The organism is Bradyrhizobium sp. SZCCHNS1050, assembly GCF_032484785.1.
In the GTDB taxonomy this organism is placed as follows: Bacteria; Pseudomonadota; Alphaproteobacteria; order Rhizobiales; family Xanthobacteraceae; genus Bradyrhizobium.
Genome location: NZ_JAUETR010000001.1, coordinates 3240947 through 3258812 on the forward strand (window position 1 = coordinate 3240947; position 17866 = coordinate 3258812).

General features: G+C 60.6%; 12 protein-coding genes, 1 pseudogene and 1 riboswitch. Of the genes and pseudogenes, 9 read left to right on the top strand and 4 right to left on the bottom strand.

From position 1 onward, the window contains the following. The first annotated feature begins 226 nt into the window (after positions 1-226). The 8 genes and pseudogenes from QX094_RS14680 to QX094_RS14715 all read left to right on the top strand — a co-directional run bounded on the left by QX094_RS14680 (position 227) and on the right by QX094_RS14715 (position 8047). Entirely contained in the window at positions 227-1666 is a 1440-nt protein-coding gene (locus QX094_RS14680; RefSeq protein ID WP_315716201.1) for an IS1182 family transposase, read from the top strand. 199 nt (positions 1667-1865) lie between these two features. Next, positions 1866-1945, top strand: a riboswitch (ZMP/ZTP riboswitch). Positions 1946-1983: 38 nt separating this feature from the next. After that, positions 1984-2385, top strand: a complete 402-nt coding sequence (folB, locus tag QX094_RS14685) for a dihydroneopterin aldolase (protein WP_316173173.1) — start codon at positions 1984-1986, stop codon at positions 2383-2385. 54 nt (positions 2386-2439) lie between these two features. Beyond that, positions 2440-2946 (top strand): GNAT family N-acetyltransferase, encoded by a 507-nt coding sequence (locus QX094_RS14690; RefSeq protein ID WP_316187954.1) that lies wholly within the window; start codon positions 2440-2442, stop codon positions 2944-2946. A 202-nt stretch (positions 2947-3148) separates the two neighbouring features. Further along, positions 3149-3913 carry an alpha/beta hydrolase gene (locus QX094_RS14695; protein ID WP_316173175.1) on the top strand — a complete coding sequence of 255 codons (765 nt, stop codon included), beginning with the start codon at positions 3149-3151 and terminating at the stop codon, positions 3911-3913. 319 nt (positions 3914-4232) lie between these two features. Then, a pseudogene (locus tag QX094_RS14700) lies at positions 4233-4472 on the top strand (transposase); the annotation flags it as partial. Between the two features lie 158 nt (positions 4473-4630). Further along, positions 4631-5830, top strand: coding sequence for an IS256 family transposase (locus QX094_RS14705; protein WP_315714240.1), 1200 nt, complete (start codon positions 4631-4633; stop codon positions 5828-5830). Between the two features lie 50 nt (positions 5831-5880). Further along, the gene (locus QX094_RS14710; RefSeq protein ID WP_316187955.1) at positions 5881-7086 is read left to right on the top strand and encodes an IS1182 family transposase; all 1206 of its coding nucleotides are present in this window, start codon (positions 5881-5883) and stop codon (positions 7084-7086) included. Positions 7087-7246: 160 nt separating this feature from the next. Further along, on the top strand, positions 7247-8047 hold the full coding sequence (locus QX094_RS14715) for a dienelactone hydrolase family protein (RefSeq protein ID WP_316187956.1): 801 nt from the start codon (positions 7247-7249) through the stop codon (positions 8045-8047). Between the two features lie 261 nt (positions 8048-8308). Here QX094_RS14715 and QX094_RS14720 read toward each other — a convergent pair whose 3' ends face one another. The 3 genes from QX094_RS14720 to QX094_RS14730 all read right to left on the bottom strand — a co-directional run bounded on the left by QX094_RS14720 (position 8309) and on the right by QX094_RS14730 (position 13454). Further along, positions 8309-9700: a serine hydrolase gene (locus QX094_RS14720; protein WP_316167925.1), complete on the bottom strand. Its 1392-nt coding sequence runs from the start codon at positions 9698-9700 to the stop codon at positions 8309-8311. A 1104-nt stretch (positions 9701-10804) separates the two neighbouring features. Beyond that, complete coding sequence (locus tag QX094_RS14725) at positions 10805-11890, bottom strand: IS110 family transposase (RefSeq protein WP_316187957.1); 1086 nt, start codon at positions 11888-11890, stop codon at positions 10805-10807. 478 nt (positions 11891-12368) lie between these two features. After that, entirely contained in the window at positions 12369-13454 is a 1086-nt protein-coding gene (locus tag QX094_RS14730; RefSeq protein ID WP_316187958.1) for an IS110 family transposase, read from the bottom strand. Positions 13455-14257: 803 nt separating this feature from the next. Between QX094_RS14730 and QX094_RS14735 the strand changes: the two genes are divergently transcribed. After that, complete coding sequence (locus tag QX094_RS14735; RefSeq protein ID WP_316187959.1) at positions 14258-15304, top strand: hypothetical protein; 1047 nt, start codon at positions 14258-14260, stop codon at positions 15302-15304. 178 nt (positions 15305-15482) lie between these two features. On the opposite strand, the gene QX094_RS14740 is transcribed toward QX094_RS14735, so the two are convergent. Further along, positions 15483-17858 carry a S8 family peptidase gene (locus QX094_RS14740; RefSeq protein ID WP_316187960.1) on the bottom strand — a complete coding sequence of 792 codons (2376 nt, stop codon included), beginning with the start codon at positions 17856-17858 and terminating at the stop codon, positions 15483-15485. Between the last annotated feature and the right edge of the window lie 8 nt (positions 17859-17866).

Genomic DNA, 17866 nt, shown 5'->3' on the forward strand with positions numbered 1-17866 from the left:
GCCGACTTTTTCAACGGAATCGGCGAATTGCGGACGTGGCGGGGTCGCCCAACCGTGCCGTGAAAGGCCTGGAGCCTGCCGACTTGCGGCGCTGCATCAAGTCGGCAACTATCGCAGGTAAACAGGCCGTGACGCTAGCTCGTTCGGGAAAGCAGCTCGTGACCCTGGCTGTGTGAAAACGCTGCGCGGCTGTTATGATTCTCCAGTGATTCTTTTGGGGGAATCGATGAGGCGCTTCGTTGAAGAGGCGGATCGTGGGCAATGGACGCTGTTGCCTGAATGCCTCGATGATTTCATTGACGAGAGCAACCCCGTTCGCGTGATCGACGCATTTGTCGAAGCGCTCGATTTGTCTGAGATGGGTTTTGAAGGGGTGGAGCCGGCAGCCACCGGTCGGCCGTCGTACCACCCCTCGGTTCTCCTGAAGCTTTACATCTACGGCTATCTGAACCGGGTGCAGTCGAGCCGGCGGCTCGAACGGGAGGCCGGCCGCAATCTCGAGGTGATGTGGCTGCTGGGTCGGCTCGCGCCCGATCACAAGACCATCGCCGACTTCCGTAAAGACAACGGCCTGGCGCTTCGCATGGTCTGTGCGCGCTTTGTCGAACTCTGCCGTGGGATGGGCCTTCTGGCGACGGCGAGCGTCGCCATCGATGGCAGCAAGTTCAAAGCCGTGAACAACCGAGACAAGAACTTCACACGGGCAAAGGTCCAACGGCGGCGTGCTCAGCTGGAGGAGAGCGTCGCGCGTTATCTGAGCCAACTTGACACGGCCGACCGCCAGGAGCCGACAGAGGCGCTGGCTGCGAAGGTGACGAGACTTGCCGAGAAGCTCACGAAGCTGAAGGAGGAAATGGGCAAGCTTGCCGCGTATGAGAAGCAGATGCTTGCGTCGTCCGATCAGCAAATCTCTCTGACCGATCCCGACAGCCGCTCGATGGCAACGAGCGGCCGCGGCTCCGGCGTTGTCGGCTACAATGTACAGGTCGCCGTGGACACCGAGCACCATCTGATTGTGACGCACGAGGTCACGAACAGCGGTTCAGATCGCGCCCAACTTGCTAACATGGCCAAACAGGCAAAGGCCGTTCTCAAGAGCGAGACGCTCGACGCTGTAGCCGATCGCGGCTACTTCAATAGCCCAGAGATCCTCGCGTGCCACGAGGCCGGAATCACGGTGACGCTGCCCAAGCCGCAGACGTCAAATGCTAAGTCGGAGGGACGCTTCGGTAAGCAGGACTTTGTCTATTTGCCAGAACAGGATGCCTATCGCTGCCCAGCTGGAGAGCGATTACCGTATCGCTATACAAACGAAGAAGACGGCAAGGTGTTGCGGCGCTACTGGACCACAGCCTGTCAAACCTGTTCGCTCAAATCCCAGTGCACGCCGGGGCCGGAGCGGCGGATTACACGGTGGGAGCACGAGCATCTGCTTGAGGCAGTGCAGCAGCGCCTTGACGCAAACCCGGAAGCGATGCGCCAGCGGCGCGAGACGGTCGAACATCCGTTCGGCACGATGAAGGCCCGTATGGGAGCGACGCACTTCCTCACTAAATCGCTCCCAAAAGTAGCCGCCGAGATGGCCCTATCGGTTCTGGCCTACAACCTCACACGGGTCATGAACATCGTCGGGGTCAAGCCGTTGATCGCGGCAATCACAGCCTGAGAAACGCCCGCGTCCTCGTGGTCAGGACGGACGTCCGCAAGGCCGTTTTTACACGACCAAGACCCGTTGCTGACATTGGCAGTTAGAGTGAAGCGGGTTCTTCCTATTCGACAGTCGCCGGAAGATATGCTCACCGCCGGCATCATACTTTCCATCGGCATTAGAGTATTGATTTTAGCATTTTTGGCTGCTACGGACTGCTCATTCGCGCGACTGGCGACATCGGATGGAGCACCATCGGGAAGCGCGGAAGAGCAGCCGCTCGCCTGGGCAATTGGGAATTATCCCCAATCGAAACGCTTCTTTCGGAGCTGCCCATGCTGACATCGATTAAGATCTCCGGTCTTCAGACCTACGGCTACCACGGCCTCTTCGAGGAAGAGCGAGCACTCGGACAAAAGTTCAACTTCGACATTTTCGCGATGCTGCAGGAGGTGCGCTCCCACCTCAGCGATGATCTCGGTTCGTCTATCAGATATGACGCCGTCGTGGACGAGGTGGTTCGGAGTGCAGCATCAGGCAAGTTTCAGACGCTTGAAGCTCTCGGCGAGACGATCGCCACGAATCTACTGCGGCGCTTTATGGCGATGGAAAGCGTGACAGTTGCGGTCGCAAAATCGAGTCCACCGATTCCGCACTCGATAGAACAGGTCGGCGTTCAGGTGACCCTGAGCCGTGCTGAGCTTCTGCAGGGACTGAACGACATCGCTGGCGCCTGACACTCTCCCAGTCCGCCTCACCCGCCAAAAACGGAGATGAAAGGAGGAAAGGTCTTGGATTGGATCATTCGGCCGTTCCGAGCAGCGGACGCCTCGGGAGCTAGGCGGCTCATCGAAGCTGTGTGGCATGAACATTTTGACCAGCATGATGATCCTTTTGTCCGAAACTTCATCTACTCGCGCCTATCGGATGTCGACCATGCGGAAGAGTTTTACGGGGATCGCGCGATCTTCGTGTGTGCGATTGCCCGAGATGCTGTAGTCGGCACCGGTGCGATAAAGCGGGTTGACGATCAATCATGCGAAATGACGCGCATGTTCGTCGCGCCGAGCTATCGAGGTCGAGGGGTTGGACGCGCGATCGCGGGCGAGTTGATCGGGTTTGCACGGAGGACGGGCTACGATCTTATCAGGCTGTCGACCAATAACGCATTGGTGGCCTCGCATCGTCTGTACGAAACGCTTGGTTTTCAGCCTGTATTGCCCTGGGAGCCAGGCAGCGAGGCGCACTCGCGCCACTTTGTTCTCTGGCTATCAGGCCACAACTATTGCGACGTCTAGCTCGCGTCTGAAATAGGCTACTAAGCTGGCTCAAACTAAGCCCGCTCCTGGCGCAGAACGGGCCTGCGGTTTGGCGCTCGCAACGCCTGCTATTTGGGTGCAGCAGGACGCTGGTAACCGTGGAAGGAGAAGGCCGCTTTTGAGCGGTTGCTGAGTTATCCTAACAGCTAGATGATCGACGAGCGGTTTGACTGGAGCAGTTATGAAAGCTTTCTGGGCGAGCACAGCCGCTGCGAACATTCTCTATCACGATCTTCCGGGCAGCGGATCGCCCGTGGTGTTTATCCACGGGCTGGGCTGCGCTTCTTCCTGCGACTATTTAGGTATGGTCTTCGGAACTGTTTTCACCGGTCGGCGTGCCATCTTGGTGGACTTATTAGGCTCAGGCTTCAGTGAGCGTCCTGTTGAATTTAGCTGCTCCGTTGATGCCCATGCACATTCTGTTGCTGAGCTTGTTCAATATGTTTGCCCTAGTTCGATATGCATTTTTGGCAATAGCATGGGTGGCGCCGTCGCCATCGCGCTGGCCACCATTCTCGGACCGCGGGTCGAAAAGCTCGTGCTGAGTGAACCCAATCTGGATCCAGGCGGCGGTCCCTTCAGTAGGAAAATTGCTGCGATACCGGAAGCTGAATACGTGGCATACGGCCATGACAGAATTGTCAAAGCGGCGGCGGCGGAGGGCAACGTCGTGTGGGCGGCTTCGATGGCCATCAGCGCAGCTTTCGCAATTCACCGTGGGGCTAGTTCGCTAACCGCCGGACGCGAGCCGACATGGCGCGAGCTGCTTTATGGACTGAAGATACCGAGAACCATTCTCTTCGGAGAACATTCCCTACTAGATACCGAGTTCGACCGGCTGCCGCGGCACGGCGTCAGCGTTGACATAGTTCCGGCTGCAGGACACTCAATGGCGTTGCAAAACCCAGCTGGGCTGGCAGCTGCTTTGGTTCGAGCGCTCGGCTGAAAGCGGCTATTTGCCCGTTGCGGCCCTTTTCGGCCACCTTGGAGAGCATGTCCGCTCTCGGTGCTTACCGGAATTAAGCGGTCTGACGGCCGGTAGGGCGCTTTTGGCCCGCTACGGACGTGCCGGCCGGTTCGCGCGAAGTTTGCTTCTGGCCCTTCTCGGGCCCGCCGGTCGGCGCGGGCGATGGCCGGTCACAGGACTCAACCGGAAGTTACCAGGGCAGAACCGTGAGGCGAGTTTTGACCGATGCTGTCGAAAAAGGACTTGAGAAGTCAAGCGAGCAGTGATTCCTGATTAAAGGGCGGCAGGAGAATCGGGGATGATGGGGCGGCAGGACCGAGATCAGGGCCAGCTCTTTTATGAGTTTAGCCTCGACGAGATGATCCCGACTGATCACCTGTTGCGACGGATCAATGTGTTTGCGACGGCGGTTCTGGCCGATTTGCACGACCAACTAAGGGCTTTTTACAGCGATATCGGCCGGCCCTCGGTTGATCCGGAGCTGATGATCCGGATGCTCCTGGTGGGTTACTGCTATGGCATTCGTAGTGAGCGGCGGCGGTCGTGTCCCCGGAGGTGGTGTAGCTCGGTGGAGCAAAGCCGCCCGGACGCGCGCTCCCAAATAGCGCCGTAGCGGGCGGGCGGCTTTGCGGTGGTCACCGGCAGTTCTCCGGTAGGATCGGGTTGCGACACGCCAACGCAACCGAGGAACCACCGATGACCGAAGACATGATGAACCTGCGCACGCTGGTAGAGAAGACCCCAGACGCCGATCTGCTGCGCGAGATGATCGGCTTTGCGGCCCAGCGCCTGATGGAGCTGGAGGTCGAGAGCCAGACCGGGGCTGCCTATGGCGAGAAGAGCCCCGAACGTCTGGCCCAGCGCAATGGCTACCGCGACCGGATCTGGGAGACCCGCGCCGGTGCGGTGGAGCTGCGCATCCCAAAGCTGCGCAAGGGCTCCTATTTCCCCGGCTTCCTGGAGCCGCGGCGCATGGCCGAGAAGGCGCTCACCGCCGTGGTTCAGGAGGCTTACGTTCAGGGCGTCTCGACCCGTTCGGTCGACGATCTGGTGCAGGCGATGGGCATGACCGGCATCTCCAAGAGCCAGGTCAGTCGGTTGTGCGGCGAGATCGACGACAAAGTGAAGGCCTTCCTCGGCCGTCCAATCGAGGGTGACTGGCCCTATCTTTGGATCGACGCCACCTATGTGAAGGTGCGCCAGCAGGGGCGCATCGTCTCCGTCGCGGTGATCGTTGCAGTCGGCGTCAACAGCGACGGCCGGCGCGAGGTTCTCGGCATGGACATCGGGCCGTCCGAGGCCGAGACGTTCTGGACCGCCTTCCTGCGCAAGCTGGCCCGCCGCGGCTTGCGCGGCGTCAAGCTGGTGGTGTCCGACGCCCACGAGGGCATCAAGGCCACCGTGACCAAGGTGCTCAACGCCAGCTGGCAACGCTGCCGCGTCCACTTCATGCGGAACGTGCTGGCTCATGCCGGCAAGAGCGGACGGCGCGTGGTCTCCGCCTTCATCGCCACGGCCTTTGCCCAGGACGATGCCGAGGCCGCTCGCACCCAATGGCGCAAGGTCGCCGATCAGCTCCGTCCCAAGCTGCCCAAGCTTGCCGGCTTCCTCGACGAGGCCGAGACCGACGTGCTTGCCTACATGACGTTCCCGCCGCAGCATCGGACCAAGTTGCACTCCACCAATCCGATCGAACGCCTCAACGGCGAGATCAAACGGCGCACCGAGGTGGTCGGCATCTTCCCCAATGAGGACGCTATCGTCCGCCTCATCGGAGCTGTCCTGCTCGAACAGAACGATGAATGGGCGGTCCAACGCGCCCGCTACATGACGCTGGAAACCATCGCGCCATTGAGCGATGATCCGAACGTCAGCCTCACGGCTATCGCCAGCTGACAGGCCCGGCTCCAGCCGGCGAACGCGGTGGGCCGCCAGCTACACCACGCTTGGGGACACGATCGCGGCGGCTGTGTCAGGAAGTGGCGCTGCACCTTGCTTACCGCTGGTTCTGCAGGCTCGATCTCGACGATAAGGTTCCGCACCATTCGACCTTCTCGGTGAACCGGCTCGGCCGCTTCCGCCAGAGCGAGATCCTGCGCTACATTTTTGAGCGCGTGGTTGCAGCCTGCATGGTTGCCGGGCTCGTCAAGGGCGAGGGGTTCGCTGCGGATGCGAGCGTGATGGAAGCCAATGCCAGCCGCTATCACGGCAAAGCGCCGGACGAACTGGAATGGACCGACACGCAACGTCAGAAGCGTGCAGTGAGCGAGTATCTTGCTGGACTTGAGGCCGAGGCGCGGGTCCAGCAAGGCGGTGATGCTCGCGGTGGCGGCTCTGATGGGACCCCCACGGCAGCGTCCGATCGCAAGCCGCCGAAGGTGATCTCGCCTTCCGATCCGTCGTCGGCGTGGACGGCAAAAGCCAACAAGCGCGTGCTGTTCGGATATGGCCTAAACTACCTTATCGACCTCAAGCACGCGATCATCGTCGACGTTGAAGCCACGCCGGCGCGGACCTTTGACGAGGTGGCGGCGACCTCAACTATGATCGAGCGCACCAGACGACGATTCAATCTGAAGCCGAAGCGGCTTGCCGCCGACACGGCCTACGGGACCGGCAAGCTCCTTGCCTTTGTTGTCGGTGCAGGCATCATACCGCATATCCCGGTCTGGGATAAGAGCGCGCGAGAGGACAACACATTCTCTCGCTCTGACTTTGTCTTCAAGAAGAAGAGTAACGTCTACATCTGCCCCGCCGGCAAGACGCTGGGCACCACTGGGCATGCCGGCAGCGATCACACAATCCGCTATATTGCCTCGGTGCTGGACTGCCGCGCCTGCTCCCTGAAGCCGAGGTGTTGCCCGAACATGCCTTCGCGCCGCATCCTGCGCGATATTAATGAGGACGCTCGGGATCTCGCTCGGAGCAAGATGAAAACGAAAGCGTTTCTGAAGTCGCGCGACGAACGAAAGCGCGTTGAGATGCGTTTCGCTCACCTCAAAACTCACCACGGTTTCGAGCGCATGCGGCTCAGAGGCCTTTCCGGCGCCCGCGACGAGTTTCACCTTGCAGCCATTGTGCAGAACCTCAAGACGATGGCGTTGCGTTTACTCCGCCCGCCAACAGGTGGAGTGTGCACCTCGATTGGGTGAATGCCAGGCAGCCGGGCGTGATGTTCGCGACTAGGCCTCGACGCTGACCAGAAACAAGCCGAGAGGCTCTTCCAACAGCAAACCCAATTGAAACAGTGCATTTTTCGACAGCATCGACCCGAAGCGGACCATTGCCACGACATGGCAATATGGTATCCCGATGCTGGTCAAGGGCCATTTTCAAGCCGGGGGTTACGCAGTGATCAACCGAAGATACTTCATGGGCGGGCTAACGCTCGTGGCGACCTCGCACCCTCTGTTCGCAGCACCTCCTGAGGAGCTTACAGCGATGAGTGTGGAGGGCTCCATCGCCCTGAAACGCTACAGTCCAGAGTCAACCGGAAAGCGGCCAGGAGTCGTAGTCCTGCATGGCGCGAGGGGCATTGAACTTAAGCCGCGTGCTTATGAGCGCTATGCTAATGCTTTGACTGCGGCAGGCATTGATGCCTACCTGATCCGCTACTACAGCCGCGCAGACGAACAAGTGCTGGACAAGCTAAGCACACAGGAGGAGCGGGAAGCATATCGAACGGACCGGTTCGATATATGGGCCGACCGCGTATCTTCCGCTCTGACTGGCATCCTAGAAAGGCCTGATAGCTCTGGACGGGTCGGCCTGCTTGGGTTTTCACTCGGCGGTTACGTGGCTGCGGCAGCTGCGGCGCGAGACGACAGAGTCTCAGCTTTGGCCGTGCTCTACGGCGGGATGCCAAACAAAATGGTATCTCGCGTGAAGCGTCTGCCGCCTCTGCTCGAACTTCACGGCGACGCTGATCACAACGTTCCTCTTGCGCAAGGCGAGGCGTTGGTCAAACTCGCAAAATCGGTGGGAGCACAAGCCGAACAGGTCGTTTATCCAGGGAAAGATCATGGCTTCGACTTTTCGGATAACGATCCCGCGACAACCGACGCGATAGATCGAGTGGTTCGGTTCTTTCGATCCGACCTACAAACCGGGTAAGTCTCTCTACGTCGCGCTTGGTTGGTCTGCCTTTGGCCCATGGCTGCCGACTTGCGGCGCTGCGGCAAGTCGCCTGTTATCTGGGGTACACCGGCCATAGCGCCACTCCATTTCGGAGGACAGCCCATGGCCCGGCAGAGAAAGGCCGTCAAGGCCATGCCGTGTCGGTTATTCGAGGTTGTGCAGAAGAGATTTGCTCGGCATGAGAATTTCAGTCTTTGACCCTGAACGGGACGTCGCGAGCCGATTGCTGCATGCAGATCACTGAGGCAGCGCCACCCCGGCGATTTGCATGACGCCAAGCTGGTCGAACAACTCAATCTGCTCACCGTTCAGCACTGGAATGTAGCAACGACGTCTAGCAGCCGAGATCAAGATACAGAGCTTATCCTCCGCGACCGCCCATGTCCCCGTTGCGGGCCCAAAGGACTCGTCCCAGTGCGGATAAGTCATCCGGCCGTCGGGCTCGAATCGCATGGATAACGGACCATTCTTGAGCTTCGGACCGAAGCTGATCGTCTTGCCCTTGAATTTTGCGGCCAGGGTCTCACCTGTCGGTCTTTCGCCGGTTGCTGCGGTGAGCGAGGCATCGGGCCCCGGATCATAGCCATCGGCCTTCAGGATGAGCCAGAAGAGCCTGGCCATGTTGCGAAATGAAGGTTCGACGTACGGCGCATCGCGGTCGACACGATGCACCACGACAAGGTCGAGTGCGGGTACGACTAAGGCGTATTGGCCGCCGGCACCTTGGGCCATAAAGCTTCCCTCGGGCAAAGTCACCGTAGGCGCAACGTCACCGCCCAGAAAACCGATCCACCAGAGATAGCCATAGCCCATCCCGAACGCTGCTTTCGAATAGCTGCGCGTGCTCTCTTCCACCCACTCCCGCGGCACGATCTGGTGTCCGGCCCAATTGCCTTTGTGAAGATAGAGAAGTGCAAAACGCGCCAAGTCCCGTGCGCTCATGCGGATCTCATAGGCGGGGTGGATAGACGCTTCGCCGCGGACGTAGCTGCCATCCTGTGGCCGGTAGTCCTGCATGCCGATTGGCTTTGCGATCTTTTGGTCGAGCGCCTCGAAGAGGCCGGTGCCAGTTGCGTGCTCGTAGATCGTGCCAAGCGCGTTGAAGTCCCAATTGTTGTAATACCAGAAGGTGCCGGGCGGGTGACTGCCGCGCGGCGGTCTCATCTTGGCATTGTCCGGCGTCTCATAGAGCGCCGCGTGGTAGACCCCGGAACGCGCTTCGAGGAGTTCGCGCACCGTCGCGCCCTTCTCGACCCCGGTCAAGCCAGGCGGGTTATCGTCGATGCCAAGTTCGCCAAGCGTGCTGTCAAGGTTGATCTGGTGATCCGACACTGCGATGCCGATCAGGGCGCTGAGCATGCTCTTGCGGATTGAAGCGACTTCCATCGGCTTCGTCGTACTGCCCCACTCGGCCACGACCTTGCCGTGCTGAACGATCACAACTGCGCTCGAATGAATCTGATCCGAAAAGGATCGCGCTTGGGCCAATCCGGTTTCTGACCAACCCAATTCTGCAGGCGTGACGCGCTCCCACTCCGCTGCTGGGAAGCCATCTTCAGCTTGGGCATGCTCGAACCGAACCAAAGCGCCGAGCAGCACGACGGCGAAAACAATCTGGCGAATATGCATAGGATGATCCCACCCGTTGCGAGCTTGACCAGATTGCTAAACACTAATCATTAACAGAATTAAGCAGAACGCCTGTTGAAGTGTTTTCTTTGGATACCCGCCAACCATCCTCATAGCGACGTCTCTTGTTGGCCCATGGCTGCCGACCTTCGATGTCCGCGCTGACGGTCGCGACCAGAGGTAACCCGGACATAGTGATCCAGCCCGGTTCGATCGTGAATACCAGCAGCCCTCCACGTCCGTAATGGGCTGTTTGCGGACGTCGGTCACATGATCGCGACGGTTCGCAATGGGGCACTCGCGCTACGTTCGGTGCCTCGGATCATTTCCGGTCATCAACTAGAAAGCTGACCCCAACGGGGCTCCGCCTGTTCGTCAGTCGAGCGCCTGTGCTCACAAGAATCCTTAAGCGCATGGAGGCCAAGAGCCGGGCCACAGAAGCTCAGTCAAGGCCGTGAGCCGGCTCCGAGGGCCGGGCGCAGCGCGAGCCTGGACGGAGCTCCGTTGGTCCGGCAGCGGCCTTCCGGGCGCTCATGGATAGGACTGTCCCAATCTGCGAACCAGTTCGCCAGGCTGCGAATGGTGCCGTTCGGGGCGCTGATTTTCCTCGCTTTTGATCTTCAAGCAACTCTACGAAGTCTGCTTTGGTGCCATGCTGCTCTGAGTGAACGCAAAGACATACGACCGCCGATTCTTCGCCACGGAGAGGCGCTTTTATCTTGCCGGGAGTAATCGGGCGCTTCTCCGCGTTCTGCTCCGACATGATCGTCTCCTCTGCTTGATATTATACGGCTGCACACGAGCGGTCGACAACGTGGCATTGGTCCGGCTTTCGTCATGATCTGGGGGTGATGACATCTGGTGGTCCATCCAGGAGTTCGTGCTCAGCCCCGCCAGCCATGCGGGCGCACATGTCGTCGTCAGGATCGCGGGGCAACACAGACACAGTAGCGCGCTCGACGTCTCAATCGAGCTGTCGTCGCCGGCAAGATAACGTGCTCTCCGCATCCGCTTCGATCCACCAAACGCCTCTCCGCCGACCGGCGGAAGCTCAGCCAATCTTCTGTCGTCGCACTGTCTGTCAGACGGCGCTCGCCAGAGCTCTCACATAGCGGCGGCGAGCGCCGTCGGGTTGCTAAAACTCGGTTCGGCTGCACTTTCATCTTCGGCTGCGAACCGGAACACAGATCCATCGATCCACATGCGATGCATGACCACCGCCAGCTTACGCGCAACGGCCACCACCGCGCGTTTGTGGCCACGTTTGGCTGCGATCCGAACACCCCAGGCCTTGATGCCGCACCATTTCTTGGAGCGCACCAGCATCGCGCTCGCAGCCTCGTAGAGCACGGTACGAACCTCCCCATCGCCGCACTTCGAGATGTGCCCTTCGATGTCGATCGATGTGCCCGTCTGTATGCGGCGGGAGGTCAGCCCAAAATGCGCCCCCACGGTCTTGGACTTGCTGAACCGGTGCGGATCGTCGATCGCTGCCTTGAAGGTCAAAGCGGTCACGGGACCAACGCCTGGAATGGCGCAGAAGCGCCGGCAGAGCTCGTCCCGGCCGACCATTTGAACCAGCAAGTCGTGCAGCCTCTTGTACTCGGCCCATAGTGCTTCCCAGGCCCGTAACATGCATTCCGTTATGCCCCCAATCAGACTGTCATGAGCCACCAGGTCTCGCACCCGCGCCGTAAACGAGGCCCGCTGAACCCGCGGTCCAACCAACAGACCGAACACCTTCAGCGACTGTCTGATTTCGTTTTCGATATCGAGCAGCTTGCGCTTGAGCGTCCGGCGGTGAGCGAGGAGCAGCCGTAGTTTATGGCTCTCCGGGCTCTTGACGTGGACCGGTCGATACCAGCCCGCCCGCACCAGATGCGCCAGACCGCGCGCGTCATTCTTGTCGGTCTTATTGCGCTGCGCCTGCAGGGCGGCCGCTGCCTGCCGTGCTTCCAACAGCACCATGGGAAGGCCCAGGGACACGAGCTCACGGTGCAGCCAAGGTGCTACACTGCCTGCTTCATGGCCGACCTTGTCGAGCCGCGGCAGATACGGCGCAAGCGCTTCAAAGATGATCGCCGGATCGGTCAAAACGCTGGCTTCGAACACAATGGTGCCGTCGCGGCTGTTCATGACGCAGATCGCGGTCTTCGTGCTCGAGGTGTCGAGTGCTGCTGAGAGTTTCATCGGCGGACGTCCTCTTCGGCGAATCAATGTTGATTCACCGCAATGCTGCGCCTTTGCCGCCAAGACTGTCTCGTCTTGCGCGCGCCCGATTACGCCGACAGAGTAATCGGGCGTCTCTCCGCCTTCTTCTTCGACATGATCGTCTCCTCTGCTTCATACTATACGGCTGCACCCGAGCGGTCGACAACATGACAATGGTCCGGCTTTCGTCGTGATCTTGCGGTGATGACATCTGGTGGTCCATGCAGGAGTCCGTGCTCAGCCCCGCTCGCCATGCGGGCGCACATGTCGTCGTCAGGATCGCGGGGCAACACAGGCACTCACGCGCGCTCGCAGCCTCGATCGGGCTGTCGTCGCCGGCAAGATAGCGTGCTCTCCACATCCGCTTCGATCCACCAAACGCCTTTCCGCCGATCAGCGGAAACTCAGCCATTCTTCTGTCGTCGAGCTGTCTGCCAGACGGCGCTCGCCAGAGCTCTCACATTGCGGCGGCGAGCGCCGTCGGGTTGCTTAAATTCGGTTCAGCGGGGCTTTTATCTTCGGCTGCGAACCGGAACACAGATCCGTCGATCCACATGCGATGCATCACCACTGCCAGCTTGCGTGCAACGGCCACCACCGCGCGCTTGTGGCCTCGCTTAGCTGCGACCCGGACACCCCAGGCCTTGATGCCGCACCATTGCTTGGAGCGCACCAGCATCGCGCTCGCCGCCTCGTAGAGCACGGTGCGCACCTCCCCGTCGCCGCACTTCGAAATGTGCCCTTCGATGTCGATGGATGTGCCCGTCTGGATACGCCTGGATGTCAGTCCGAAATGCGCGCCGACGGTCTTCGACTTGCTGAACCTGTGCGGATCATCGATGGCCGCCTTGAAGGTCAGTGCCGTCACCGGGCCGACGCCGGGAATGGCGCAAAAGCGTCGACAGAGTTCGTCCCGGCCGACCATCTGCACCAGCAGATCATGCAGCTTTTTGTACTCGGCCCACAGTGCTTCCCACGCTCTCAACACGCAGTCTGTCACGCCGGCGATAAGCCGGTCACAAGCCACCAACTCGTGCACTCGCGCTACAAATGTCGCGCGCTGGACCCGCGGTCCGACCATCAATCCGAAGACCTTCAGGGACTGTCTGATCTCGTTCTCTATGTCGAGCAATTTTCGCTTCAGCGTTCGCCGGTGTCCCAGCAGAAGCCGTATCTTGTGACTCTCCTGACTCTTGACATGAACCGGTCGATACCAGCCCGCACGCACGAGGTGCGCCAATCCTCGCGCGTCATTTTTGTCAGTCTTGTTGCGCTGGGCTTCCAGCGCAGCCGCGGCCTGCCGCGTTTCCAACAGGACCATGGGCAGGCCAAGAGACACGAGCTCGCGGTGCAGCCACGGTGCTACACTTCCTGCTTCATGGCCGACCTTGTCGAGCCGTGGCAGGTACGGTGACAACGCTTCGAAGATGATCGCAGGATCGGTCGCCACGCTGGCTTCGAACACGACGGCGCCGTCACGGCTGTTCACAACGCAGATTGCGGTCTTGGTGCTGGATGTGTCGAGTGCTGCTGAGAGTTTCATCGGCGGACGTCCTCTTCGGCGAATCATTTTTGATTCCCCGCGATGCTGCGCCTTTGTTGCCGCGACTGTCTCATCTCGCACTCGCCCGATTACGCCGCCAGTCGAACCCGCCCTACGTTCGCTCCTCTCAAATTCCAATCTGAACTGCGCTCGGACACCGCGCCGTGGCTACACGAGTAGTAAGTCTCAGGCAGCATCTTTGCTGCTGCTCCGATCTGACCATTGGCATCCGGCCGCAGGGTCTTGGCGATCTATCGACAGAATCCAAGCGAGCGAACTGCATCGGCGATGCTATTCGTCCGCAGATCCGAGATGGAATGCCGGACGACCCGCTAGCATCAATCCAACACGGATCGGTCCAGCATCGAGGAAAACTGGTGTTTAAGCCGCACGCAAATCGCTGATCTGGATGGCTGAGACCGAGCGTCGATCGCAGCAGGTCGGCAGCAACGGCGCATCGTGGCCGTTAAGGGGAGGGCTGTAGCGTGCGGCGTCGCGCAATTCGGCCGTTCCGCTCTGGCTTCGGACGTGCCACCTTTGCGGGACACCTGCGCACAGGGCGGGGCTCGCGAGGCTTGATCCGCTTTCGCCAAGCGGCGGGCAGAATCGTCCGCCATCCGGCACCACTACGCTCAAGCCTCTCCGTATTCTCCCCACGGGGCGAGCAGGAGAGATGACCGGTCCCGGTCTGGGCAGGCGGCTCCCCGTTCTGGCCACTGAGGTCAGCCTCATCGTTTTGGAGCAGCCGGCCTTTCGCGCGCCTCCGATCTAGCGGGCCGAAACGCAAGGAGCAGCATCTGATCATGACCGAGTCCGTTCCGCCCCATCCATTCGATGACATGGAGGCGCTGGCCTGGCTGCGCTCCCAGCCCGAGGGACACGTGACGGTCAGCGCCGCTGAGCTCGGACGCCAATGGGGCTGGAATAGGATGCGGACCAGTCGTCGCCTGAAAGCCTGGGAGCGCGCGGGCCTGATCAGTCGTAACGCTGAAGCGATCATTGTAACGGGGACCGTAACACCGACCGCTACAGATGGTACCGCCGGCGTTACGGACGCCGCCGGCGTCACAGGAATGTCCAGAGCGGAGGAAGCCCATCGTTCCCCGACACGCGTCAAGCTCGCCGCTTTGATTGTGGCTCTGGCGCTGGCTTGTGTATCGGCTGCCTTTTCCATCGACGGCCTGACCGCGATCTTTGCCGGAGCCTTCTGGCCTGTCATCATCATGGGCGCCGTGCTGGAGGCTGGAAAGCTCGTGGCGGCGGCCTGGCTGACTGAGCATTGGACGTCTGCGCCGTCCCTCCTGAGGTTCGTCCTCGTCCTGATGATTGGCGTGTTGATGGGCCTGAACGCCGTTGGCGTATTCGGCTTCCTCACCCGCGCTCACCTCGACCATATGGCATCCATAGATCTCACCCTTGCCGACAGAACCGCAGACGTCGAGGCCCGCCTCGGGATGCAGAACCGAATGGTCACCGACATTGACCGGCGTATTGCCCAGATCGACGCGGCCATCGACGAGGCGACGCGCCTTGGCCGGCCGGTCGGAGCGATGACGATTGCTGACCAGAGGCGTCGCGAGCGTGCCGACATCGCGGCGGAACGCCAGCGTGAGTCCCAGGCTCTCGCCAATCTACAGATCGAAAAAGCCAAGATTGACGCGCAACGCAGGCGTGCCGAGGCCGAGGTCGGACCGATACGATATCTCGCCGAGCTGATTGGCATACCCACCACGGACTTTGAGCGAGCGGTCCGGCTGCTCACGCTGGCGCTCGTTGTCGTCCTTGATCCGATGGCAGTGGCGCTGCTGCTCGCTGCTGGAGTTCACGCGAGGCGCGCAGGTTCATTCTGACCGGCGCCGCGTTGCTTCCCACTATAGGTTTAAGCGAGCAGAATGACGCGGCGGCGCAGCCGCAGATCATCCCAGCCGCTGACGTGCGGCCCCACAACCGGCCAATATCATGGTTCGGCTCCTGATCTTCTTTCTGGGGAACGAAGCAGCGTTTGAGGTCGAGAAAAGCCATCGCCGCCTAAACTTCAATTTCGATCGGAACGCCAATCTGATTAGCGACCGGCGTATAGATGTCGGTCTCGATACCGGGCGTCTCGATCGTTACGATGAGTGAGTAGCGCGCGGTTCTGTTCCACGCGTTGAGGTGCGGACGCTTATTCCACCAGCCCATGGTGGGATAGACCGCAAGATGGCCGCGTGCCGCGAGGCTCGCAGCGGTGCCCCGCCAGACATCGGAATGCAGCGAGCCGACCGACGTGAGGCCGCTCAAACGGCCAAACTGCCAGCCTGGGTCGGCAAGGCCGGGCGCCCGATATTCTTCATCACGCGCGAATTTGTTAATCCGGCGCTCGAAGTCGGCGATCGTCTCAAGGGGGTTGCGCACGGCGAAGCGCAGTCCGTGCGACTGGTACCCGTAACGCGGCGCCCAACCACGACCGCCGGGGCTAGGTTCGACGAAATAGGAGAGCGTGACCCGCATCATGACTTCGGTGTCGCCGAGCTCGGCGAGTTCATCAATCGGCCAGGGCAGGGGATGCGGCCGCATCTCACGCGTTTTGACCGTGCCGCCTTCCTTGAAGAAAGGCTCAAGCTCCGTTTCGGCGACAAGCGTGAGACAATTGTCCAGACTGGAGAGCAGGCGCGGCAGGTTTGGGACGCCATAGCCGCAGCAACGGAGCAACGTTTTGTAGTCGACGCGGCCGTTCTCATGGCTGAAGCGCGCGAGCATAGCCGGTGTCCATTCTGCGAAGTGGGCCATAAGCGCCCTGACCGTCTCAGGCCGCATATGGGGGTATTTCGCCCACAGCATCGCGGCAAAACGGCTCGCGAGCGCCGCGGCGGCGCTTGTGTCGCCGAAAGTGATGAGCGGCGGCCGCCCGGCAAAGTTGTGCGCCGTCGTAAGCAGCTGAAGATCGTCCAGATCGGCGGGATCGGCGACGTCTGGGTTCGATGCGAGATTGCCAGCCTCCATTACGATATCCGGCTTGAAAGGCCACCTTGTCCAGGTAGTTGAGGTGCAGCTGCACGCCGCGAGATCGCCACGCGGCGCGAGCGGTTGCCATTGAGGCCACTTATTGCCGTCGATCGTCACCTTGTCGGTATATCCGCCCACCGTCAGAGCGTTCCATGATTGGGCGGGGTCATGGATGCCGTCGGTAAGATTCGAGGCGGGATAGTTGCGCCGTTGGTCGGCTGCGGTGTTGCCGGCCGAAACGAGGAAGAGACGTTTGGGTGCGCCGTCGAGGCCCGCGGCAAGTGCATCGACCGCGGCTGACCAGGACGATGGCCGTCCCCGGTCGCGTCCATCAGTTGAAGTCACGGACATGCAGAAGACGCGGTTGCGGTCGGCGGTGACTTCGACGCGTGCCGCGCTTTCTTCTGTAACGGCCCCGTAAAGCTCGGGTTCGTGCGGATCATCCTCGTTGAAGATCTTCACCGACTCGATGCGGTGCGTGCAGACCACAGGTCCCTGTGCGGCAAGCACGTCGGTCAGATCACCAAACGAGGCGAGGCCTGCCATTTCCGTGCCGTGACCGTAGCGGTCATCGACGTTCCAAGCGGGTTTGTAGGTATGAAGATCGGTCTCGTCGATAAGAGGCGCAAGCAGCGCATGAGCCCGGTTAACGCCCGTATCGAGTAGGCAAACGTAGGGGGCGCCCGCGGCAGGTGCCGTGAGATCGTCGATCCATTGCCGTTGCTCGACGGAGGTCATCTCTGTGAAGAAGGTGGCCGTCACCTTAGGTAGGCGCAGCTCGGCAATCATGCCGAGAATCTCGACCGATCGCGCGAGGTCGATCGCAGTTCCGCGCACGAGGACTACCGTGCGGTCGACAAAGTTCAGAACTTGCTCGCCAACGGTGAGATTGAAATGTTCGGCATAACCGCGCAGGCGAGCCAAATGATCGATGCGCGCTTCCCGGCGCAGCCATAGTTCCCAGGTGATGGCGGCATCGGGTAAAGGAAACGGTAAGGTCTCCTCGGTCCATAAAGCCTCGAGCGCCGCAAGCTGGATATTGCTGATACTCTCGACGAAATCCTGGTTCTTGGGGCGTGCGATGCCGTGCTCGGTGCGAGGTTGTGTGTTCTCGTCCCGGTAGGCCTCAATCTTGCGGAGGAATAGCTCAAGCTTGTTCTCGGGAACGAACACGGTTGCTTGCATCGTGTTGTCTTGAAGTGTCTTGACGCTGCAAAGCTGGATGCCGCTGCCGGTAATATCCAGACTCTCGAACTTGAGCGGAAAGTTCGGCTCACTGTCAAAGCGCAGATAGATGCCGAGGCCTGCATCAATTCCGATGGCGCGCTGCTCCTCGGCGCGAGCCGCGGCTTGAGGTTTGATCGCGTCGAGTTGCTCAGTCAGCGTTTGCGCATGGGCCGCGCGATCGCGGGCCGGCAAGTTGATGC

Excerpts from the sequence above, each read along its gene's own strand:
- folB (WP_316173173.1), top strand. The coding sequence starts at position 1,984 with ATGCTGACATCGATTAAGATCTCCGGTCTTCAGACCTACGGCTACCAC.
- QX094_RS14695 (WP_316173175.1), top strand. The coding sequence starts at position 3,149 with ATGAAAGCTTTCTGGGCGAGCACAGCCGCTGCGAACATTCTCTATCAC.
- QX094_RS14715 (WP_316187956.1), top strand. The coding sequence starts at position 7,247 with ATGCTGGTCAAGGGCCATTTTCAAGCCGGGGGTTACGCAGTGATCAAC.
- QX094_RS14725 (WP_316187957.1), bottom strand. The coding sequence starts at position 11,890 with ATGAAACTCTCAGCAGCACTCGACACCTCGAGCACGAAGACCGCGATC.
- QX094_RS14720 (WP_316167925.1), bottom strand. The coding sequence starts at position 9,700 with ATGCATATTCGCCAGATTGTTTTCGCCGTCGTGCTGCTCGGCGCTTTG.
- QX094_RS14735 (WP_316187959.1), top strand. The coding sequence starts at position 14,258 with ATGACCGAGTCCGTTCCGCCCCATCCATTCGATGACATGGAGGCGCTG.
- QX094_RS14705 (WP_315714240.1), top strand. The coding sequence starts at position 4,631 with ATGACCGAAGACATGATGAACCTGCGCACGCTGGTAGAGAAGACCCCA.
- QX094_RS14730 (WP_316187958.1), bottom strand. The coding sequence starts at position 13,454 with ATGAAACTCTCAGCAGCACTCGACACATCCAGCACCAAGACCGCAATC.
- QX094_RS14680 (WP_315716201.1), top strand. The coding sequence starts at position 227 with ATGAGGCGCTTCGTTGAAGAGGCGGATCGTGGGCAATGGACGCTGTTG.